Source organism: Candidatus Babeliales bacterium, from assembly GCA_016929235.1.
Taxonomy (GTDB): domain Bacteria; phylum Babelota; class Babeliae; order Babelales; family JABCYS01; genus JAFGJD01.
The window spans coordinates 26,058-47,234 of sequence record JAFGJD010000010.1 but is presented as its reverse complement, the minus strand read 5'-3'; the positions used below and the strand labels follow the sequence as shown (position 1 = coordinate 47,234).

Sequence of the window (21,177 nt, the reverse complement as noted above, 5' to 3'; positions counted from 1 at the left end):
TCATATATATGGACCCTGGATTTTTTATTGCCTTCTGGGGTCCTGCACTACTAGAGTAGTTCTCAGGCTATCTGTCGTGTTTGGAGAGTGAAGCTATGAAACAGAAATATTCAATATCATTAGTAATGTGCCTATTTGTTGGACTACTTTTTGGCGCTGGACCTTCTGGGCCTAGTAGTCATTCTGGTGGAAGTATTGGTGCGCCAGGAAGTAGTGGTGGAAGTATATCTGGACCAAGCCAGCAACAGGAAGGACCTTCTGGTCCAAGTCAGTCTGGAGGAAGTATTAGTGGCCCCTCTGAAAGTGGCGGGACTGTTTCTGGTCCATCCCAACCAGAAGGGGGCGAAGTTTCTGAACCATCACAAAGTGAAAATCAGGAGGTTGCTGGACCGACCCAACAAGAATCAGGAACAATATCTGGACCCTCATCAGAACAAGGAGAGATAACCGGTCCGCAGCAACATTGGGGAACAATTCTTCCGCCCAATACTGCTCGAAGAGAGCAATTGCTTCAACTCGTTTTAAGCGCGGAATTTGCTCGTGCTCGCCAACTTCTTCATGAAACACATTCGTTAGGTCTATCTGCTGATGAGATTGTTACAAAATATCAAGATGCTGTGCGTAACTTTTTTTCGGCGTACCAAAATGCAGGGGTTTCTATTGTTTGGAATAATGAAGGAAATTACACCGTTGGAACCTTTACGGATCTTGGAAAGTTATGTGCCAACCGATTCGAAAAACTAGGCAAAGATATTGCTGAGGCATTGCGAACTAATGCTGACTATACCGGAATTTTGCAAGAACTAATGGATGTGCTTGATCGGTATGATACTTCAATGAATGCGTTGGCCTCAGAGCTTGCGGGGGGTGATGCATCTGCACAGCAAACAATTTTGACACTGTATAAGAAGCCTCGGAACACGGTAATCTTTGCGATTTTTAATAATCTGCTCAATATGATTTCACAAGCTACGACAGGTTATACAGATGAGATTCTTGAGCGAGCAAAGTCATATGTCCAATATTGTGATGACTCATGGCAACCAGATTTAATTGTTACAGGATTCCAAACGGCAACTCAGGCAAAGTCATCATATAATTCTGTGATGGGACACATATATGGAACCCGAGGGCAACAGGTTTCGGACATGATTCCCGATCAGTTTCAGTCATCAACGAGAGGTGAGATGGATGAGCTATTCATTCGTTCACAAGAATTATTTACGAATGCTCAATCTCGTTATGAACAAGCAAACGACATGAGCATGAAATTCCAAATGCAAACCAGTGCAGAAAATGCTGGTATTCAAAAAAGTTCCTATGATATTGCGTGGGATAAAAAAAGCGAAGCAGAACAAAAAGGAGCATCTGAAGCATTAACTGAAAAACAACAGGCCGTGCTTTTATTTAACAATGCGTATGAAAAATTTCAAAAAGCAGGTGATAGTTTCGATGCAGAAATTGTTTCCGTGCAGCTCAATATGCTACAGGGTGATGTTGGTGTTGATACAGGGAGGGTTAAGCTTGCAGAATACAAACAGCAGTCAGAAGACGCTGCTCAAGGTGAAGAACAAAGCACAGCACTTGCAATGCAGTGTGGTATTGTCTTAGTAGATGACGGAATGCTTTTTTCAGAGGCAGCATTACAATTCCAAAATTCATTAGAGTTTTATGTAAAAGCAGGCTTATCGGTGACTCAAGATGTTGCAGCGATTCCTGCAGGACAAGTAAATCTAAAAGCCATATTTGATGCACACGAACTGATTACGACCATTACAAAAGTAAACGGTCTATTACAGCAAGCTGACACATTTGCAACGCAAGCGAGTGATGTCGGTTTGCAACAAGCAGAACGGTTGTATACGCAAGCACGACAGATCTGTGCTAATGCCGATCATTTAGTGCTGACCGATCCTGAATTGCTTCGTGATATGACATTATATCCTGGTTACCTCATGAACGATGTTGCCATCACATACCAATGGGCATTGAATGAGTACATAGCTGATGTCTATCGTAACACATGCCAGCCATTAATTGAGTCGGGAGAATCTGATAAAATCCTGGTTGCTCTTCATTATTACTCATCTATTGCTTCACACGGTGTTGATATGGATGCAGAGCTAGCAGTACTTCAATCTATGGTGGATACTATGAACGCTGCGCGCCAAGCAAAAGCAGCAGCGGTAGACCTTTCTGCAGTACAAACAAACTGGATGTCTCAATCATCAGATGCTACCTATGAGAGCATTGCTAATAGTGCATGGCAGAGAGCGCTGAACTTGTATCAAGTGGCGCTTGAATCTGGAAATGAAGATGCACAAACCGAAGTTCTTGATGTTTTGCACGAGTACGCTGATGCATATCAGCAACATGTACCGCAAGAATACTATCCTCTTCTTGGTGCAGTGCTTATGTATAGCCAATTAAAACAGGTATATCAGCGGCAAAACAATACAGCTATGGCCCAAGATCTTGAGACGGTCATTGCACAGCTAATCAATGAAATTAATACATACATTACGAGCAATCTCAGTACATCGATTATTGATCAACTTGTTGCACAGGAAAACTATGAAGAAGCTCTTGATCGGCAGAAGCACCTGATTGTGTACTATACGCAGCGGTATCCACAAACCAATGAACTTGTTTTAGGCAAAACAAATGAGGAAATTGCCGATGCACAACTGAAACAATACGATATTTATCAGGCATGGGGAATCTATAAGCTCGAACAAAAAGAGTATCAAGATGCGTTTACATATCTTGCTACGGCTCGCGTTGGCTACCATCAGTTAGGACGAGATGACAAAGCAAATGATACAACGTTGCGGCGCGCCTATTTTAAGGCTGAAACGTTAGCGACCGCGGCACAGATATATGGTCTGATCTACACTGAAGGCACCAAGAATGTTGCAAATAGATTTGATGTGCCGCGTACGTATTTTATTCGTGATCAAGTGCGATCTATTCCTTTAGGCGTTCCAACATATGGTGATCCAGCAACCTGTGCATTGTACACTGAAATAGCATATCGACTTGCTGATAAGGGTATTGAGTATGAAGATGCTTATACCCCAGATTCAACAACAAGAACCAATACTCTCGATACAGACAAAGAAACGATTGTTGATATGATCGAACAAGAGGCGCGGGCTTATTATGATGAGGTCCGAGGATTTGCTGAATATCAAGTGCGGTTTGATCAACAAGGTGCACAGCCAACCATCCGCGAGCAGAATAAAATGATTTCTGCTGCTAAGCCTGCGTACAACGGTGCCATATGTGCGGCAAGTTACTATGTCGCGGCGCTCCAATTGTTTAGAGTTGGCACACAATTAGTGTCATTTAATGGAAGAAATTATGTTCCTGGGCAAGATGATACTATGGCATGGAACGTTGGCAAAGATATTGCGTTTGCACTCATTTCAGAAGCAGGAAATGTACAGACGACTTTGCCCAACTTGCAACTTGCCAATGATAGAACATATGAACTTTTTGATATGATTCGATCAGCATACATTGATATGTATACGTTCTATGTTGGCGCGTATGAATTTCTCAATGGAAAAGATCATCAGCAGGGAGACTTTATTGGAACAAGTCTATTTGCGGCTGATGCGCTGTATATGAATATGATCATGGCGCAGATGTGGTCGGGTGCGGCAGAAACTATGAAATCATTTATTGTTGGAACTCCTGATACACAATTATTTTCTGCAGCTGTCGATGAAGTGTTCCAAGATTATATGAGTGCACGACAACACTACGTTGAATATTACAGCGGGCAAGGTATATCCAATGCATGGAGCATATCGGATTCTAATGCTGTACTTGATAGTATTGCACAGGTTTTCAAAACAAGTGGTGATACATGTATGGCGACTTCTGCGTTTTACGAATATGCAGGACAGTACTACGGTGGAGCTCAAAATATTTATCAAACATTCATTGATAATGGCATCAGAAGCCTTGCCGGTAGAGATTTGACTCTTGAAATGACAAGTGTGACGCAGTTATTGTACGGTTCATATTTCAAAGTTGCTTCACGTAATATGCTTGCGTTTATTGCCGCAAAACAAGCCTCAGATGTTATTGATGGTAAAACCTATGTTCAGTTAGTTGAGTTATACAACAACTATATGACAGGTACTGCTTCCATGTCGCAAGAACAGATGACTAAGTATAGTGAGATTGAAGTATCGCTTCTTGATGCGTTGATGTATTTCCTTTACACGAAGAGCATGTTCGAGGGTCTTGTTGGCGATTCCACACAATATTCCGCTTTGATTCAGCAAGGTGATGATCTCTTGGATCCGCCTACTGAAGATGGAGCCGCATTTGCCGCCTTTAGATCATATGTGACAGGAACCAATGGGATCGAATTGACGGAGCTTGATGATAATGAAGAATTTCAGTCGCTCGTTGATGCAGGATACGAAACGTTTGTAGGTAACAGTGACTCAGCAATTCGATATTCGTTATTGAGCTTATGGTCATGGAAGATGTACTTCTCATTAACACAGACCTATGCGAATGCATATCTTGCTGGCTTGTCGCTTGATCAACAATTAGTGGAAGTTAATAGTCGCATTAGTGCCCGCATGACTCAACTTTCTGGTGGGGCGGTCCTGATGACATAAATACAGAAAGCGCACCCGTAATGGACGCGCAATCTGTTGTTTTAGGAATGAGGAGCAGTGTTATGATGACAGCAAGTATGTCACTGCACTGAGTTTTGTAAAGATGAAAATAATGGGGTTATATGGTTAGGTTCAATCGCCTTGTTGAATCATCCAATAGGTGGAGTTTGCTTGTTTGAACTCAATTTTTGGTTGACGGAAAAAGTGTTTTGTTTTGAGTACATTTAATGAGTTGATGAGCGGACTGAACCCTTTGCGTATATAGATATCAGGCAAAAGCATATGAGACGATGATTCAGTTAGGGTTGCACCAAGTGGAACGTAAATGTTTTTTGGTTTTGCAATAATCACAATAGAATCTAACGGTACAATATCATCATTAGGAACTGTAGTACGTGCTGTTTCCCAATAATAAAGCTGTGTGTCAGGATCCTGTTTCAATTCAATGGTATAGACTTCCACGGGCAAATTCGGAATCAATTCCCAATGATGCACGGTTTTCCCAATCATGATAACTGGGTTAATATCCTGTGTAACATATACATAAATAAACGGGCGTTGATGCTTTCGCGGAAAACTTGTTTGCCCATTCGTGTTTGATATAGTGATATAGCCACCGTAGGTAGAAAAGACTCCTGGTTGTGCGTATGCTTTGATACTCTGCTTGAGTATTTTACGAGCAGCTTTTCCAGGATCTTGGATCTGTTGAAGAAATTTTTCGCTATCAATTGTATCCCTAAGAGCCGGATAGGCACGAGTAAAAAAGATGATACGTTGTTGAGCGTGTATGGTCATACCCAAGAGAATACAGATGTTACATGCTACACTACGGATCATGTTGTTCATGTATGCCTTGCCAGGTTAAAGGGGCATAATCTTTTTATTAGTATAGAAAAGCTGGAGAAGAAAAAGCTATGGTTTTAACGAAGGAAGAGCAACTGTGGCAGGATTTTATGACACAGGAGCAACTTACTCTTGAACAGACACAGCAATTCAGAATGTACTATGATCTTCTACAATCCTGGAATGAAATCCATAACCTTACGACTAGGACAACACTGAAACAGATCCTCAGAGACCATTTTCAAGATTCATTGGCACTTAAATATGTTTTTGATATTAGTTCCATCTCATCATTGGCTGACATTGGGAGTGGTGGTGGGTTTCCCGGCATTCCACTTAAGATTAAGTATCCCCACCTGTCCGTAGTGCTTGTTGAAGTCACTAAAAAAAAGATTACATTTCTCGAAGAAGTCATCGCGACCCTTGGGCTTCAGAATATTGAGATCTTCTCGCTTGATTGGCGAACATTCTTACGTACAAGTTCATATGATCTTGATCTTCTATGTGCACGGGCATCACTTGGGTTTGATGAATTAGTGAGAATGTTTAAGCCGGGATGTCGTTATAAGAATGCACAACTTGTGTATTGGGCATCACAAGCATGGGAACCGACAGAGATGGTTGCGCCGTGTATAACTGGCGATTATTTGTACACCTTAGAACACAAAAAACGACGTTTAATTGTGCTTCAGTGCCCGTAGAGCTCTAGTTGCTTTTTTCCCTCTTTTTTTCTACAACTAGTCGGTCCGTCATGATAACCTTGCCAAAAGGAAGGGCTGGCAGTGATCGAAAAAGTGAACCGAACGGCAAAGCAGCGGGTGGAAACTGGACAACCTATTCAAATGCCGCCTCAGCACCAGCCGCCATTTACACAGCGAGAACCCCAAAAAAAATTGATCCCTAGTTTTATTGCAGGGCTGCAGGATTTCGCTTATGGTGAAACCTATTGGACTATCTTCAAATACTGGGCTCCTGAGTTGATATCTGCCCTCATTTTTTATGCATTCGCAATTATCGATTCCTATTGGATTGCAGATTTGAAATCGACCTCGACCTATACCACGTTGAACGTTACTAATAACTTTTTCCATTTTATGTCTAAAGTTGCAGAAGGCTTATCGATTGGAACCGTGATTATTACAGGCCAGTACAATGGCCGGTCTTGTTTGACTGATGTTGGTCGAACTTTACGTGATTCATTTTGGACGACAATTCTTGTTGGCGGAATATTTGCTGCAGCATTATCATTTGGTGCCCATGCCATTTACACTGCATATGGTGTGCCACAGCGTATGATTGAGATTGGAACTCCATACCTGCGTTTACGTGCATGGGGGATCTTTTTTATGTTTGTTTCCTTGGCGTTCATCGGTTTCCTTAGAGGTATAAAAAATACTCGTGTTCCAATGTGGATCTTTACTGGTGGAGGAGCATTTTTTGTCTTGTTTGATTATGTATTAATTAAGGGAAAGTTTGGCTTTCCTGCGCTGGGTCTTAAGGGTTCCGCTATTGCATCTGTTGCTCAATACGTTGCAATGAGCATCATGGCATTGGGATATACCTTTTTGAATAAAGAGAACAAGAAATACGGGATCAGGTTGTTTGATTCATTTACACGGTGGGAAGATGTTAAACGGCTCTTCATGGTGAGTTGGCCAACTATCTTGGATAAAGCTACGGTTGCTGCTGCCTATATTTGGTTGGGTGCTATGGTTGCCAAAATGGGTACGCTTGCGCTTGCTAGTTTTAGTGTGATTAAAGACCTTGAGCGGTTTGCTTTTCTTCCTGCTATTGCCTTCGCTCAGGTGATTACCTTCTTAGTCAGCAACTCCTATGGTATGCAGGATTGGCGTGGTATCAAAAGTAGTATCAAAAAAATTCTCTTTCTATCATCTGGGATGACCTTTGCCATCTTGGCATTGTTTTCCATTTACACAGATAAGTTGGTGCCGCTTTTTGACAGAAAAGGTGAGTTTACTGCCTTTTCAGCTCGAGTCTTTCCTTATTTGAGTGTACTTGTCTTTTTTGACCTGTTACAATTAATTCTCTCAGGCGCATTGCGTGGGGCTGCCAATGTACGGGTGGTAATGTGGACACGATTATTTGTCTGTGTTTTATACTTTGCTCCGGTTTCATATCTCTTTACGCAATTGCCTCTTGATGATAGACCGGCTCTTAAGTTCTTCCTTGTATACGGGTCGTTTTATTTGGGTAATGCGCTGATGAGCATTGTATATATACGACGATTCCGTGGAGAAGCTTGGAAGAAAGAAGCTGTATGGCAAAAATAACGAAGCAAGAACTTATGCGGCTTGCACACATGTCACATATCAAAGTTCATGACGATGAGGTTGAAGACTTAATATCAAAAATCGAAGATGTAATAGCATATGCATCGCGCGTTTCTGAAATTGCAAAAGATGCGCATCTTCCTTCAAACCGACGTATCAATGTGACACGTGAGGATGTAGTCATCCGCACGGATGCGGAACCGATTTTAGAACAGGCTCCAGACCGTGAAGAAGATTACTTTGTAGTACCACGTATTATCGAAACGAATGACTAAAGCGATGTTGGCATTTTTATCTATTCAGGAACTGCGAAAAAAATTAGACACAAAACAGCTATCGGAGCAAGAATTGCTTGACTATACCCTCAAGCGATTTGCAAAACATGATTCAGAGCTTAAATCAGCCTTAGAACTGTTTGATCGTGACTCTATTTTGGCGGAAGCTTGCAGCGAGACTCTTGGTCAATTGAAAGGGATTCCTGGGCTGATTAAAGATAATATCTGTCAAAAAGGTCGTATTGCATCTGCGGCTTCAAAAACACTTCAAAATTATACCTCTGTCTATGACGCAACCGTAATCAGTCGCCTTAAAAAAGAGGGTGCATTATTGGTGGGACGTGCTAACTGTGACGAGTTTGCCATGGGCTCATCTAATGAAACATCTGCATTTCAAAAAACAGCGAATCCGTGGGATATAAGTCGAGTGCCCGGTGGTTCGAGTGGTGGATCAGCCGCTGCTGTTGCAGCGGGATTTGTGCCGTGGGCACTTGGATCTGAAACTGGTGGATCTGTGAGACAACCGGCAGCATTTTGCGGTATTGTCGGATTTAAGCCGACGTATGGCCTTATATCTAGGTATGGGTTAATTGCTTATGCATCATCAGTTGATCAGATTGGTGTAATGGCGCGTTCTGTTTTTGATGTTGCTACTGTGGTATCTGCAATTGCGGGACATGATCTTCATGATTCGACATCATTAGATGTAAGTAAAAAAGATTATACAAATACATTGAATGGTTCGATCAAGCCTGGATTGCGTATTGGCGTAATCGATAACATGCTTAATGCGGAAGGTATGGATGCTCAAGTCAAAGAGCGGATTTCCGATTCCATCAAGGTGTATGAAAAGCTTGGCGCAACGATTAAGCATGTGAATTTACCAACATTTGAGTATGCAGCAGCGGTTTATTTCATCGTGAGCCGCGCAGAAGCGGCTTCGAATTTAGCCCGTTATGATGGTGTTCGGTATGGCTATAGGGATGCGGCAGCGCAGTCACTTGATGAGATGTATACAAGTAGTCGTTATGAGGAATTCGGGCATGAAGTTCGTCGTAGAATTTTGATTGGTAATTATGTATTGTCGGCAGGACATGCAGCCGAGTTTTATGATAGTGCGAAAAAAGTACAAAACATGATGCGCTATGAATTGATCAATGCGTTCCAAGATGTTGATCTTATTGTGCTTCCTGTACATGCTGCACCTGCATTCAAACTTGGTGAGCTTAATGCGGATCCGTTACAAATGGATTTACAAGACTATTTTACTTGTTCTGCTAACTTAACGGGGGCTCCTGCCATTTCACTGCCATGTGGTTTTACCAAAGAGCAACTCCCTGTCGGATTCCAGCTTATGGGTCCACATCTTTCTGAAGAACTCTTGTTTCAAACGGCGCATGCGTATCAACAGCATACGAGCTGGCACACTATGCATCCTCCATCGTTTAAGGATTGAGAGGTAACGCATGTGGTATCGTATAGCAATGGTTATATGGTTCCCATGGGTTCTCATTCCCACTTATGATGTTGTAATTATTGGTTCTGGACCAGCAGGCTTGACTGCTGGGATCTATGCTGCGCGTGCCCATCGTTCGGTTGTAATTTTAGAGGGCCCAACACCAGGTGGACAGCTCACAAAAACATCTATCGTTGAAAATTGGCCAGGTATTCATGCCATTGAGGGTGTAACATTGATGGAGCGTATGCGTGAACATGCACTGCTTGTTGGTTGCACGTTACTGCCAGATACGGCAGTACATCTTGATGTTCATTTCCGTCCTTTTATAGTTGAGACAGAAGAGCATGACAAGATTACCGCTCGCTCTGTCATTTTGGCTACGGGAGCATCGCATCGTCATCTTGGATGTCCTGGAGAGCAAGAGTATGAAGGTAGAGGAGTAAGTTTTTGTGCGGTATGTGATGGATGCTTATTTGCAGGTCTTCCTGTTGTGATTGTAGGTGGTGGTAATGCTGCTCTTGAATATGCATCATATCTACGACAATGGACCGATGATGTAACAATTGTACAACTATTATCCCATATGACAGCTTCTCCGTCTCTGCGCACTCGTGTGATTAGTGATGATGCGGTGCACATTATCTATGATAGCTGTGTAAGGCGCATTTATGGTGATGATACGGGTGTAACAGGTGTTGAGATATATAATGAGCTTACACACCGTGTTACAAACCTTGTCACTCGAGGCGTCTTTGTTGCCATTGGCATGGAGCCTGTTACGGGCTTGGTATGCGATACGGTTGCATGTGATATGTGTGGTTTTGTGTCAATTCATGATCATGTATATACGTCTGTTCCAGGAGTTTTTGCAGCTGGTGACGTAACGTCATCATGTTGTAAGCAGGCGATAGCGGCGGCAGGCGACGGGTGTCATGCCGCTTGTGCAGTAGAGCGGTATCTCGATACACTGTATCTTGATACACTGACATAGACGCGATCTAATAAATACAAAGTTGAACGATGAAAAAGAAACATCGGAGCGATTTTAAAAGAATCGCGGTTATAGGAAATGCTGGTGCAGGAAAATCTAATTTTAGCTTAAGGCTCCATCAGATTTTACAGTTACCACTTTATCATTTAGATCAATATTTTTGGAAACCTGGCTGGAAGGAGCCAGATCGATCAGAATTTGAGAAAATTCATAAACAATTGTGTGATACTGATACGTGGATTATCGATGGCATGGGACTTCGTTTTCTTTCATATCGAGCTCGGCGAGCAGATGTGGTGATTTTTTTGGATGTTCCACGACATACATGTTTCTTTAGAGTGTTCAGGCGGGCGCTGACGAATTTTGGTAAGGTATATTTTTCGAGTGCAAAAGGTTGCCAGGAGCGAGGTCCAGATTGTAAGTTTTTACGATATATATGGAGCTTTAATAAAAAACGGGTTCCGCACATCTACGATGCTATGTGCTCTCATGCGGATACGACTGAATTTATTGTGATTAAAAATGACCGAGAATTGCAAGAGCTCATTGAGCGGTTTAAATCAAAATGATGGTACAAGTATGAGTTATTGGACGAGTAAGTTTTCTTTGCGCGATTGTTACTTCCCCCGATTTATGAGTGGGCCCCTTGATGGTGTATTTGATTCATCGTTTCGACAATTAGTGCGTCAATTTTCTAAAGATAATCTGTTGTATACAGAGATGCGTCATGTTGGATGTATTGTGCATGACGAAACAGGTAAGGCTGCGTTTGATTTTCTACCAAGCGAACGTCCTTTAGCATATCAACTTGCAGCGCATGACCTTGAATCTCTTGAAGAGGCTTGTGAGCGCATAATGAAGGCCGGTGTTGATACCGTTGACCTGAACTGTGGATGTCCTGCACGAACGGTAGTTAAGCAGGGCGCAGGATCGGCGTTGATGGGCAATGTTCCTATGCTCAAAAAGATATTACAAACATTACGCAAAAATATTTCTCTGCCGCTAACCATAAAAATCAGGGCGGGATTCAAAACAAAGAATGCCATTGAAGTTGCACAGCTTGCACAAGATTGCGGACTCGATGGTTTAGCGATTCATCCAAGATTACAACCACAGATGTCAAAAGGGCGACCTGATTATGCGCTTGCAGCTGAGGTAAAACAAGCTATTTCTATTCCGGTCTTTTTTTCAGGTAACGTGTTCACCAGTGATGATGCCAAGTATGTATACGAGCGTACGGGCGTTGATGGCTTTTTGATTGGAAGAGGTATGTGGTCACAGCCATGGAAACTTGCGCAGCTAGAAGCGGAAACACAAGGTAAACCATTTTATGTTGATTCCCGACTTATTTTTTCTACGGCATTGCAGCATCTTGACAACATGCTAGTGCAGTATGGGGATCAAGGACTATATCAGTTTAGAAAGCATCTTGCGTGGTATATTAAAGATCTACCTGATGCCTCACGCTTGCGTGATCAGGCAGTGCGTTCTGAGTCGCTGGATGAGGTGAAATCAGTATTGCAAGAGTTGATGGAGTACTGAACGTGCGTGATATGTCTCAGAGGATTTTATTTGTTTTTCTTGCATGTGCACTTATCTTTTTTTTAATCAATCGAGTGTTATTTTTTTCTCCTACTGTGCTTGAAACAACGATATCACGAATCATGTACCCGTTCATATCTCTACAAAATTCGTTAGCTCGTCCAATTCAACATTGGAGACAGCAGCGAAAATCTCTGCATGAGCTTCATGAGAACTTAGAGGGTGCTCGTCATGAAAATGAGAATCTCAAAGCACAACTTGCCGAGTGTGCAGGCTTGGAACATTTTGTACAAGAGAGTGAAGAAGTTCGCTCTTTCAAAGATCGCTATTCTTTTGAACAGGCGCAGTTAGTGCAGGTGATTTTTCGACATTTGAGCAATGATGAGCAGTATTATTTTGTGGATCGGGGATCATATCATGGTATTCAAAAGGATATGGTAGCTGTCTATAAAAACTGTATTCTTGGGCGCGTGGTATCAGTATATCCATATTACAGCAAAGTGCGTTTAATTACTGATCCAGCATGTCCGATTGCGGTTTATTGCAAGAAAACAAAAACACCTGGTATTCACGTTGGATGTCGCAACACGCAGGCAACAACCATACAGCATGTCAGCCATCTGGAACGTGTGAAGGAACAAGATATAGTGCTCTCAAGTGGCGATGGCCTTGTTTTCCCTCAGGGTTTTTTACTTGGTATAATCGATACGGCACGGGTGCAGGATATGTATTATGCGATTACCGTTACACCGGCACTTGATGTTGGGGCAGTAGCGTATTGCTACCTTGTTCAGAAAGGTGTATCTGTGCCCACTGAATGAGGCACTAGAGGTTTTCCGTGTCGCTTGGACTGTCGTTTTCAAACCACCGCACTAATCTACTTTTCGCGTCTTGTTTGACCCATGTTATTTTACCATCGGTCGGTATCGCTTCTCTGAGCCACGCGATGACATTGGATTGTGATCCAATCTCATCAATCAATCCAAGAGCCAATGCTTCTCTGCCACTAAATACTTTGCCATCTGCCCATGTGGCGACATCTTTGATGGAGACCTTGTTTCGTTGTCGTGCAACATCGTTGGTGAATTCCTCGTATGTTTGGTCGCAGATTTTTTGGAACATAGCCTGCTGTTCAGGTGTGGTATCAACAAAGGGGTCCGTTGCCGATTTGTGTTTTTCCGTGGACGTGGTTTCGTATTTGATATGATACTCGGTCAAGAGATCCTTGAGATTGAATTGGTATGGCAGTGATGTGCCAATTGAGCCGATCAGTGCTGCTGGTGATGCGATAATATGATCTGCAGCGCATGCGATCCAATATGCCGCAGAGGCGCATACGTTTTCTACAAGGACAATAATAGATTTTGGGTGTTTCTTTTTCATGATTAGGATTTCATTAAACATTGCTGCTGCACTTCCAGATGCCCCTCCTGGAGATTCAATTTCAAGAAGGATGGCTTTAATATCGGGATTGTTGAAGTACGATTGGAGGGCTTTTACATAGCTTGATGAATTGGTAATCATTCCTGATATTTTGAGGTAGCCAACTTGTGTGCTTGGGTCAAGATTGCGCTGAAAGAACTCTTTGCTATGCCGTATGAGTGGTTGAGCTAACGACAATATGAGAACAACGTAAAAGAGGGTTTTGATAAAGTCAAAGACTTTCATGGTCTTAATCCTTGTTATGGGGTCGATTGGCCGAAGAAAAGGATAGTGTGTTTTTAGGGAAGTTCCAAGCAGAAAATACTGGTTGCTTCTGATGGGGATCTTGCTTACACTGAAAATCCGCTATTATCGTAGCACGTTTAGATATGGGAAGCGTATGAGGCGTTTTAGTTTTTGTGTTTGTCTTTGCGCACTGATTTTGCGGCAATCGCTTCTTTCAGGGGGTGCGTCACAGGGACATCAATCGAAACTGAGTGCATTGGAGAGATTGGTTGATGGTGCAACTAGGTGTTATCAAAAGATTATCGATCAGGGAGTTGAGAAATTTGGCACTGAAAAACTGACTTCGGAAGCTGAGGATCTTGTAACTGATGTGGCTCAGAAGATGGGTGTCGAGTCTGTTCAGTTTCGTTACTTGAATTTGCGAGGACTCCAAACATTTGGGCTGTACAATGCTGTGGCAATGCAAGATGCTTATGTCCTTGTGAGCAAATATTTTTTTACAAAATTACCCATACCTTTGCAAAGATTTCTCATTGGCCATGAATTGGCTCACATCAAGCAGCATGATGCAAAAAAAAGCTACTGTTGGAGTGTCTTTCTATAGGAATTCCTCTTCTAAGTGGAGGAATCTTTTATGCACGATTTAGGAGGGAACCACATATCATTAATCCAATAATGCTGAGGATTATTACCCCATTACTGTCTTTAGTGTCATTTGTCATAGGCCGTCTTGTTTGCGCCTACGTTAGCCGTTCATCGGAATACAAGGCAGACCGTATGGCTGCTGAAAGATTATGTAATGCCCAAGATGGCATAGCCTTTATCAAGATAGTACATCTTCTGGTAGAGGATTCTCACCTCGGCCAGAAAAATCCTGAATCATTTTCAAAACTACGAAGATTGTTTTTGAGTCATCCGACGACACGAGAACGCATTGAAAATTTAAGAACAGTTTGCAAAGAAGATGAGGTTTCATGAGCCGTCTATATCCCATGATTATCGCTGTCATGTTACAGAATATTTCTCTGATGGGGACTATTAATCAAGAATGCGAAAAATTTGCTGGGGGCCCCGTTCCTGCTGAGTACCTTACAATAATAAATGAAGTAGCAGAAACATTGGGTGTTAATAATGTGCAGTTGGAGGTGCGAATTCCTACCGAGGAGGTCTGCCATATCAATCCGCGATTTTATACGATTGCTTTTATTCCTGGCTCCTATTACGTATTTATCAATCCCGACTGGTTCGATTCCCTGAGTCGCGAAGGGCAGCGATTTGCGATAGGAATGCTCATGCAGTGTGTGGCGTATGATGCTAAAAAGTTGATCATAGGATTGTTTGCGACACAGGTTGTTGCAGGCATTCTCTCCGGTATTGGTGTAATAAAAAGTGGCCTTTTTAAGGATAATAACATATTGCTTTGTTTTACCAGTGGCATAGTTGGCGCACTTGTTGCGCTATTAACAAAATCAGTGATCGTGAACCGTGTTAACCGAAACATTTTTAAAAAGTTGCTATGTGCTACGGTGAGACGGCTTGGAGTCTATGATGGAGCCATTGAATATTACAAAAAATATCAAGAAGCTCTTATGCCCTACCTAGAATACAATCCAGAAATTGCCCAGGAGATTAACGAGATTAGAGAGGCCCAGGCAATTGTGGAAGGGATGTGTCCAGTGGGGGCCTAAGAATAGTAATCGACATGTGTGGCCTAATATCTTGTAGCACAGGGAAGTAGTGTTAGCCAACGAATTCCTTCAGGGTATAGAAATGGCTGGGCAAGCGGCAAAAATTAGGTATACTGATTTTTGACTTTGAAAATTTCTTTCTTTAGAATCTGTTGGTCCCTAGAAGCAACAGGAATCGGCATAATGGGCGGTTAGCTCAGTTGGTTAGAGCATCAGTCTTACAAACTGGGGGTCGCAGGTTCGAATCCTGCACCGCCCACCATTTTTAGAGAAGCTATTCCTCGGTAGCTCAGTTGGTAGAGCAAACGACTGTTAATCGTTGGGTCGCTGGTTCGAGTCCAGCCCGAGGAGCCAAAAATCACGGGGGCTGTAGCTCAGTTTGGTTAGAGCGTTCGCCTGTCACGCGAAAGGTCGCGAGTTCGAGTCTCGTCAGCCCCGCCAGTTCTAAAAGAAGACATACAGAGATCTCTTTCAGCCTAAATAGGCTCCACAAGGTCTAGAAGGGCTCGTTGTAACGGACTATCAAAACTCATAAATAATTCATGGGCTTGATATGCTGTCGATAGACTCTTTTGAGCTCTACAAAAGGTGTAAACGCATTTGCTAGCGCCATTTTTTTAAGTTAGCTTGTCTCTTAGAGATTTATATCGTAAACACTATGGGAGGCTCTTCAATGAACAAGTCACCATTGATGGGTATCAGTCTTATGTTCTTATTTCCAGGATTTATAAGCGCTATGGCCTCAAAAGAAGAACTCGCTAGCGGCCATGAGCGCAGAATGCGCCTCATCGAGAGCCATGGATTACCTGCAGCTGCGGCTATGCTCGACCTTCGTACACAAGTGCACCAAGCCCTTGATAAAACTGTCCAAGATCTTCACACACAGATGGACAAGGATGGTGTTTTTCTGGTAGACAATGACGGTGCTTCTCGCGATTCGATGTATCCAGCACAACGATATGCCGAGCATCTTGCTGTCTATGATATACAGGCACCATCAAGGCTCGAAGATGATGTCAAGCCTATTCCCTCTGCATCTGTACAACACCAAAGAGGGCGGCAAGATGCTTGTCCAGATACTCCAGTGGTAGAACGCTCCAAGCTTCTTTTATCCATCGAACATGATCGCACAAACCAAGAAGAATCTTTCTTTAAGCAACACAGAAACAACATAATGACAACAATTACCCTTGTATTATTTGTTTCTGGTGTCGTTGGCTTGTATCGTGAATTTGTTTCGCCTAGAGTGAGAGCTATTCATAATAGTTTCAATAACGATGATCGCATCTAAGTGAGAAAAAAATCATCTTACCAGATCGTGTTTTTCTAATGCCATTTTCTATACCAAGGGATCACTATGTTATTGTAGTGGTCTTGTTAGGAAATAGGATAAGGAAACCGTCTCATCCCTTTCCTTTGGTATAGTCCTTACAAAAAAGGCTAATATTTCTGCCTATAACATTTTCAAAAATTGCTCTGTTGCCTCTAGCGTTTTATGCGCAATTCGTAAAAACCTCCGTTGCTTATAATCTTGGTTATGTTTCTGTTGTTCAGATCGATATTTAGGAGTACCATAGGACGAAACCTTCAAATATTGCTTCAGGAGGCACTCCATGCCTAAGCAACCATTAGCGTTGATCTTTTTGTTAGACCTGATCTTGGTTAATCCTGTTATCCATGCCAATTTGTATCAAGAAATAGGAAGAGAAAACCTAAAGGCAGTTACTGGGGTGAAGGCTTCTGCGTCATCAGCAAGTGATACCCTTGGAGCACTGATTAATAATGAAAAGGAATTTCACGAAGTTCTAAAAGATAACTTTCGGTTTCAACTTACTCCTTCTACTCTTTCAAAAAGGCAATTTGCCCTATCTCTTCTTTCTGGGTTTGAACGTACTCATTCAATTGAACTAAGCGCCATTCTAGATAGAAAGACGTGGCAAGATCTTGAGATTTTGTGTGGCCCGAGATCGGATGCTGCCCATTATCTTGCTGCGCAAGTAGATCGTACTTCGACTGAACTTGGTAGGCTTATGTTGTATCGTAAGATTATTCAGCCCGTTTCTTCCTCCCACAACCTAGGCAAACAGCAGCGGATTACAAAAGAACTTATAGCTAATGAATTACTTTTTAATGAACTTGATAGCCGTTTAAGAAGATTGGAAATTCCTGAAAATATTTTTATGTCATTTTGGAACGATAGCATGTTCAAAGGGATTGTTTCACATTGCCTTATAAGACTTCCATTTGAGCGGCATTTTTCTTGGTTGAAGTATGTATCTTCTTGGCTTAACAAAAACGAATTAGCAATAGAAATCAATAATGAGATGAATATTGGCGCAAGTTTGGCTGGAATGGTGTTCACAGCAATGGGAGCTATATCAATTCCATTAGTTGTTGCTTCATATCTTACAAAAAACAATTCCATTGATAGATTCAAAAAATGGAATGAACAATATAATCTCTCGGGGCTTTCAAAATTTAGCATTATAGGGAGCCTTTATTTGATCTTGCAGGGCCTAAGATATAATAATGTTTTTGCTAAGGGTTCTATCAGTGCAATGAGTGGCACGAAAAATTCCCTGAATTTGTGGTGGATGTTGAAAAATGTGAGCGAAAGCATTTTGATAGACAAGGTTATGCAAGAGAAGCTGATATATACGGCAATCTATGTGAATTCTGTTAGAGATATGATTAAACTGGCAAGAGAAAATAATATTTTATTTGCTTCTATGCCATCGCTCAGCTGTATAGAAGCAAAAATGAAGGCGCTTGTAGAAAAGTCAGAAGATTTTGTTCACTTGTTGAGACTGCTAGAAACCAGGACATTTGAGGGGAAGGCTTCTTTTTTTTCGTATAAAGGAAGAATCTTTTCTGCATATCGATTGATGCATGACGTAAAAGAGATGTTGGTTGATTTGGCTTTGGTTGCAGGTGAACTTGATATGCATATGTCTATTGCACGCCTCTATAAGGAATATGAAAAAAAACATGTTACATTTTGCTTTCCCACATACGTAGAGGGAAATGTTGAAACTCCATCGATAGAGATCAAAGATTTTTGGAATCCATCAATTAACCCAGATACAGCTATCTCAAATTCATTAGCATTAGGCCTGAGGTATAATTCTCCTCAAAATATAATTATCACCGGCCCTAATGCAGCAGGTAAATCTACGATAATGCGTGGGATTTTAGTAAACATTATTCTTGCACAAAGTTTGGGAATTGCACCATCAAGATCCCTAACGTTTACGCCCTTTGCTAAAATTATGACATACCTGAATATTACGGACGATATTGCGGCAGGAAATTCTCATTTTAAGGCCGGAGTTCTTCGAGCACGAGAACTTTTAAACATGACTGACGATCTTGCTCCCCATGAATTTTCACTTACGGCGGTTGATGAGCTATTTAATGGTACTACTCCTAAAGAAGGTGAAGCAGCTGCGTATAGTATGATTTCATTGCTTGGAAAGAATCCTGGTAACATATGTCTGACAGCAACACACTTTGCACGAGTTCCTGCTCTAGAGCTGGAAACAAACTTGTTTTCAAACTATAAAGTTTCGGCTTTTGAGGATGGATCAGAAAAAATTCAGTACCCTTATAAGCTTGAGCGTGGCATATCGGATCAGACCATAACGTTTAAGATTCTGAAGGAAGAAGGTTTTGATGATTCGTTCCTTGCAGAAGCTGAAGGTGTTCTTAGCCATTAAAATTTATCAGCGTCTTTGCTGATATTTGTCATGTACAATTCTCAATGATGAAAATAATCCTTCGAGTGTACTATGAGTAGCTGGTATAAAGCGCGTCAGCTTAATTCTGCTAGTTTGACAGCTGCTGGAACGAGATTGCGATCTATGACAGAGGCCCATAGCCACGTTATTTATCTTGATAGAAGTTTTAGAGGAGATATGGGAAACCGTAAAGAAAAGTGTGGTGCTGCTTATCATAAAGTGAGGGGGCAACCTATGGATCACATAACTATACACAAACTACACGCGACAGTTTTGGGACTTGACAAGGAGGTGGGCTACAGACAAGGGCGTGGGGCGCCCAGGATCTGTAACTCGCGTACTGTAAGATTTTTGCCGCCGGATAGTGAGTGTTATTGCATAGAAGGAGAAGTGGAAGCGTTACTAGTTCACTATCATCAAGGAGCTTCAGCTATTGAGAGGGCTGCAAATTTACACTATGGGTTTGTGAAAATACATCCTTTTGATGATGGTAATGGTCGAGTGGCAAGAGTGCTTGCTTTATGGGTTTTACATGACCATGGTTACAAGAACCTGAGCTATGAGCAATTCGAAAAATATATCGAAATACATAGAGCTGGATATGATAATAGCTTAGACGATGGTCAACTCATGTATGTCGGATATAAAGATGCCCCAAGATCGTTTGTAGATTTTCTAGAAGGTTTTCTCCTCAATCAAAAAAGGAAGTAGCTTAAGCTTTACAAAAACTATGCAATCTAATTGAGTCAATCCATCAAAGATTAATGCAGGAATCCGGCAAATCTGCCGGGTTCTTTTATTGTCTGCTTACTGGGCTATTGAACAGTGTCTTTTTTCTATTTATCATGCCCCCAATAAGATTCTAAACACAAAAGGAGTTTTTATGTGTAAGTATTTCCTGCGATTTTTGTGCTTGTGGTTCATATGCGCTGGTATTGCTGTGAAGGCATGTGAAGGTGATGCCATAGCTCTTCTTAATCAGAAAAATGAGCAGGGTTTTTATTGGTGGAGACAAACTTTGTTGAATGCATGCGAAGCGAGCTATGCGGCATTACCAGACGACAAGGAAGAGATCGGAATGCCACTGGGAAAGTTGTCAGCAATAATGAATAAAGGGTTTCAACCCTATTGGGATACTGTGGTGCCATTTGGGATTGCAGTGGGTAACGAAAAAGGAGTACCGTGGGACCTGAAAAAAAATCATTGTGGTATTGTAGCATATAAGAATGGGCAGTTTGTTGTAGCTTTTAAGGGAACCGATTTTTCGAGTATCACAAACCCGTCGGTTTTTACCGATCTGGAGTTTGATAGAAAAGGAATTAAAAACTACTTTCCCGAATCACCTGAAACTTTAGACATGAGGAAATTTTGGGAACCTACAAAGGGCGAGCCTCGCTTGCACAGGGGGTTCATGAAGGCTGCTCTGTCATGTCGGCGCGACGTTTTAGCAATTCTTGCAAAATTGGCATATAAACCTCATCAAAATGTATTAGTTCTTACAGGTCATAGCTTAGGCGGGGCGATAGCAACATTGTTTGCCGCTCAACTTTACGAACATTATTTTCCTGGTCAACGTAAAGTTCCAGGATATCCAGTGAAGGTTGTGACCTTTGGTGCCCCTAGGCCATTTAATCGTTTTGCAAAGACTGAATTTGATGAACATATGGGCGTGCGAGCTTTGGCAAGGTTTGTAAATATCTATAAGGCCAAAGTTTCCTGGGATGTTGATGATATTGTTACTAATTTACCTCCAAGTTGGACGAATGCTCCACTAGGAGAACAGTCATTTAAGAATCCTGGGACTCGCATACTAGTTACATATCCGCGCTGGATTGCTTGGAGAGTTGGTCTGCATTATTTGGATAGATATCGCGAAAGTCTAAGTGCTCACAATAGAGACATCGAAGGTGATGATGGGGGGGGTGATGCCGCCGCAAGTAGGGTTCCTCTACAGGTAATGATTGCACTGAGGGGGTCGGATATGGTGAGATAAGATTGCGCTTAGCCGACATCTTGTACTATAGTTTTTCTACAGAGTAT

General features: G+C 42.0%; 18 protein-coding genes and 3 tRNA genes. 19 read left to right on the top strand and 2 right to left on the bottom strand.

Annotation, left to right across the window (positions count from 1 at the left end; all coding sequences use genetic code 11):
• The first annotated feature begins 95 nt into the window (after positions 1-95).
• On the top strand, positions 96-4,643 hold the full coding sequence (locus tag JW872_04105; GenBank protein MBN1549813.1) for a hypothetical protein: 4,548 nt from the start codon (positions 96-98) through the stop codon (positions 4,641-4,643).
• A 132-nt stretch (positions 4,644-4,775) separates the two neighbouring features.
• On the opposite strand, the gene JW872_04100 is transcribed toward JW872_04105, so the two are convergent.
• Positions 4,776-5,480 (bottom strand): hypothetical protein, encoded by a 705-nt coding sequence (locus tag JW872_04100; protein ID MBN1549812.1) that lies wholly within the window; start codon positions 5,478-5,480, stop codon positions 4,776-4,778.
• A 77-nt stretch (positions 5,481-5,557) separates the two neighbouring features.
• On the opposite strand from JW872_04100, the gene rsmG reads away from it, so the two are divergent.
• The 8 genes from rsmG (at position 5,558) to JW872_04060 (ending at position 12,865) form a co-directional block, all read left to right on the top strand.
• Positions 5,558-6,187, top strand: a complete 630-nt coding sequence (gene rsmG, locus JW872_04095) for a 16S rRNA (guanine(527)-N(7))-methyltransferase RsmG (GenBank protein ID MBN1549811.1) — start codon at positions 5,558-5,560, stop codon at positions 6,185-6,187.
• Between the two features lie 81 nt (positions 6,188-6,268).
• Positions 6,269-7,777, top strand: coding sequence for an MATE family efflux transporter (locus JW872_04090; GenBank protein ID MBN1549810.1), 1,509 nt, complete (start codon positions 6,269-6,271; stop codon positions 7,775-7,777).
• On the top strand, positions 7,765-8,052 hold the full coding sequence (locus tag JW872_04085; GenBank protein MBN1549809.1) for an aspartyl/glutamyl-tRNA amidotransferase subunit C: 288 nt from the start codon (positions 7,765-7,767) through the stop codon (positions 8,050-8,052). Before JW872_04090 ends, JW872_04085 begins: the two co-directional genes overlap by 13 nt.
• A gap of 4 nt (positions 8,053-8,056) precedes the next feature.
• Positions 8,057-9,508 (top strand): Asp-tRNA(Asn)/Glu-tRNA(Gln) amidotransferase subunit GatA, encoded by a 1,452-nt coding sequence (gene gatA, locus JW872_04080; GenBank protein ID MBN1549808.1) that lies wholly within the window; start codon positions 8,057-8,059, stop codon positions 9,506-9,508.
• Positions 9,509-9,518: 10 nt separating this feature from the next.
• The gene (locus JW872_04075) at positions 9,519-10,502 is read left to right on the top strand and encodes an FAD-dependent oxidoreductase (GenBank protein MBN1549807.1); all 984 of its coding nucleotides are present in this window, start codon (positions 9,519-9,521) and stop codon (positions 10,500-10,502) included.
• A 29-nt stretch (positions 10,503-10,531) separates the two neighbouring features.
• Complete coding sequence (locus JW872_04070; protein MBN1549806.1) at positions 10,532-11,071, top strand: hypothetical protein; 540 nt, start codon at positions 10,532-10,534, stop codon at positions 11,069-11,071.
• A gap of 10 nt (positions 11,072-11,081) precedes the next feature.
• Complete coding sequence (locus JW872_04065; protein MBN1549805.1) at positions 11,082-12,044, top strand: tRNA-dihydrouridine synthase; 963 nt, start codon at positions 11,082-11,084, stop codon at positions 12,042-12,044.
• Positions 12,045-12,055: 11 nt separating this feature from the next.
• Complete coding sequence (locus JW872_04060) at positions 12,056-12,865, top strand: rod shape-determining protein MreC (protein ID MBN1549804.1); 810 nt, start codon at positions 12,056-12,058, stop codon at positions 12,863-12,865.
• Positions 12,866-12,869: 4 nt separating this feature from the next.
• On the opposite strand, the gene sppA is transcribed toward JW872_04060, so the two are convergent.
• The gene (sppA, locus tag JW872_04055; GenBank protein ID MBN1549803.1) at positions 12,870-13,712 is read right to left on the bottom strand and encodes a signal peptide peptidase SppA; all 843 of its coding nucleotides are present in this window, start codon (positions 13,710-13,712) and stop codon (positions 12,870-12,872) included.
• Positions 13,713-13,866: 154 nt separating this feature from the next.
• On the opposite strand from sppA, the gene JW872_04050 reads away from it, so the two are divergent.
• The 10 genes from JW872_04050 (at position 13,867) to JW872_04005 (ending at position 21,130) form a co-directional block, all read left to right on the top strand.
• Positions 13,867-14,316 carry a hypothetical protein gene (locus tag JW872_04050; protein ID MBN1549802.1) on the top strand — a complete coding sequence of 150 codons (450 nt, stop codon included), beginning with the start codon at positions 13,867-13,869 and terminating at the stop codon, positions 14,314-14,316.
• Positions 14,298-14,690 (top strand): M48 family metalloprotease, encoded by a 393-nt coding sequence (locus JW872_04045; GenBank protein MBN1549801.1) that lies wholly within the window; start codon positions 14,298-14,300, stop codon positions 14,688-14,690. Before JW872_04050 ends, JW872_04045 begins: the two co-directional genes overlap by 19 nt.
• Complete coding sequence (locus JW872_04040) at positions 14,687-15,400, top strand: hypothetical protein (GenBank protein ID MBN1549800.1); 714 nt, start codon at positions 14,687-14,689, stop codon at positions 15,398-15,400. Before JW872_04045 ends, JW872_04040 begins: the two co-directional genes overlap by 4 nt.
• 185 nt (positions 15,401-15,585) lie before the next feature.
• Positions 15,586-15,662: transfer RNA gene (locus JW872_04035), tRNA-Val, on the top strand.
• A gap of 16 nt (positions 15,663-15,678) precedes the next feature.
• Positions 15,679-15,754 (top strand) — tRNA-Asn (locus tag JW872_04030).
• A gap of 9 nt (positions 15,755-15,763) precedes the next feature.
• Positions 15,764-15,841: transfer RNA gene (locus tag JW872_04025), tRNA-Asp, on the top strand.
• 232 nt (positions 15,842-16,073) lie between these two features.
• Positions 16,074-16,691: a hypothetical protein gene (locus JW872_04020; GenBank protein ID MBN1549799.1), complete on the top strand. Its 618-nt coding sequence runs from the start codon at positions 16,074-16,076 to the stop codon at positions 16,689-16,691.
• Between the two features lie 322 nt (positions 16,692-17,013).
• Positions 17,014-19,116: a hypothetical protein gene (locus tag JW872_04015; GenBank protein ID MBN1549798.1), complete on the top strand. Its 2,103-nt coding sequence runs from the start codon at positions 17,014-17,016 to the stop codon at positions 19,114-19,116.
• A gap of 72 nt (positions 19,117-19,188) precedes the next feature.
• Positions 19,189-19,848 (top strand): Fic family protein, encoded by a 660-nt coding sequence (locus JW872_04010; protein ID MBN1549797.1) that lies wholly within the window; start codon positions 19,189-19,191, stop codon positions 19,846-19,848.
• 172 nt (positions 19,849-20,020) lie between these two features.
• Positions 20,021-21,130 (top strand): lipase family protein, encoded by a 1,110-nt coding sequence (locus tag JW872_04005; GenBank protein ID MBN1549796.1) that lies wholly within the window; start codon positions 20,021-20,023, stop codon positions 21,128-21,130.
• The last annotated feature ends 47 nt before the right edge of the window (positions 21,131-21,177 follow it).

Bases quoted from the DNA above. Each gene is read 5' to 3' on its own strand.
- JW872_04105 (MBN1549813.1), top strand. From the start codon at position 96: ATGAAACAGAAATATTCAATATCATTAGTAATGTGCCTATTTGTTGGA.
- JW872_04100 (MBN1549812.1), bottom strand. From the start codon at position 5,480: ATGATCCGTAGTGTAGCATGTAACATCTGTATTCTCTTGGGTATGACC.
- rsmG (MBN1549811.1), top strand. From the start codon at position 5,558: ATGGTTTTAACGAAGGAAGAGCAACTGTGGCAGGATTTTATGACACAG.
- JW872_04085 (MBN1549809.1), top strand. From the start codon at position 7,765: ATGGCAAAAATAACGAAGCAAGAACTTATGCGGCTTGCACACATGTCA.
- gatA (MBN1549808.1), top strand. From the start codon at position 8,057: ATGTTGGCATTTTTATCTATTCAGGAACTGCGAAAAAAATTAGACACA.
- JW872_04075 (MBN1549807.1), top strand. From the start codon at position 9,519: ATGTGGTATCGTATAGCAATGGTTATATGGTTCCCATGGGTTCTCATT.
- JW872_04070 (MBN1549806.1), top strand. From the start codon at position 10,532: ATGAAAAAGAAACATCGGAGCGATTTTAAAAGAATCGCGGTTATAGGA.
- JW872_04065 (MBN1549805.1), top strand. From the start codon at position 11,082: ATGAGTTATTGGACGAGTAAGTTTTCTTTGCGCGATTGTTACTTCCCC.
- JW872_04060 (MBN1549804.1), top strand. From the start codon at position 12,056: ATGTCTCAGAGGATTTTATTTGTTTTTCTTGCATGTGCACTTATCTTT.
- sppA (MBN1549803.1), bottom strand. From the start codon at position 13,712: ATGAAAGTCTTTGACTTTATCAAAACCCTCTTTTACGTTGTTCTCATA.
- JW872_04050 (MBN1549802.1), top strand. From the start codon at position 13,867: ATGAGGCGTTTTAGTTTTTGTGTTTGTCTTTGCGCACTGATTTTGCGG.
- JW872_04040 (MBN1549800.1), top strand. From the start codon at position 14,687: ATGAGCCGTCTATATCCCATGATTATCGCTGTCATGTTACAGAATATT.
- JW872_04020 (MBN1549799.1), top strand. From the start codon at position 16,074: ATGAACAAGTCACCATTGATGGGTATCAGTCTTATGTTCTTATTTCCA.
- JW872_04015 (MBN1549798.1), top strand. From the start codon at position 17,014: ATGCCTAAGCAACCATTAGCGTTGATCTTTTTGTTAGACCTGATCTTG.
- JW872_04010 (MBN1549797.1), top strand. From the start codon at position 19,189: ATGAGTAGCTGGTATAAAGCGCGTCAGCTTAATTCTGCTAGTTTGACA.
- JW872_04005 (MBN1549796.1), top strand. From the start codon at position 20,021: ATGTGTAAGTATTTCCTGCGATTTTTGTGCTTGTGGTTCATATGCGCT.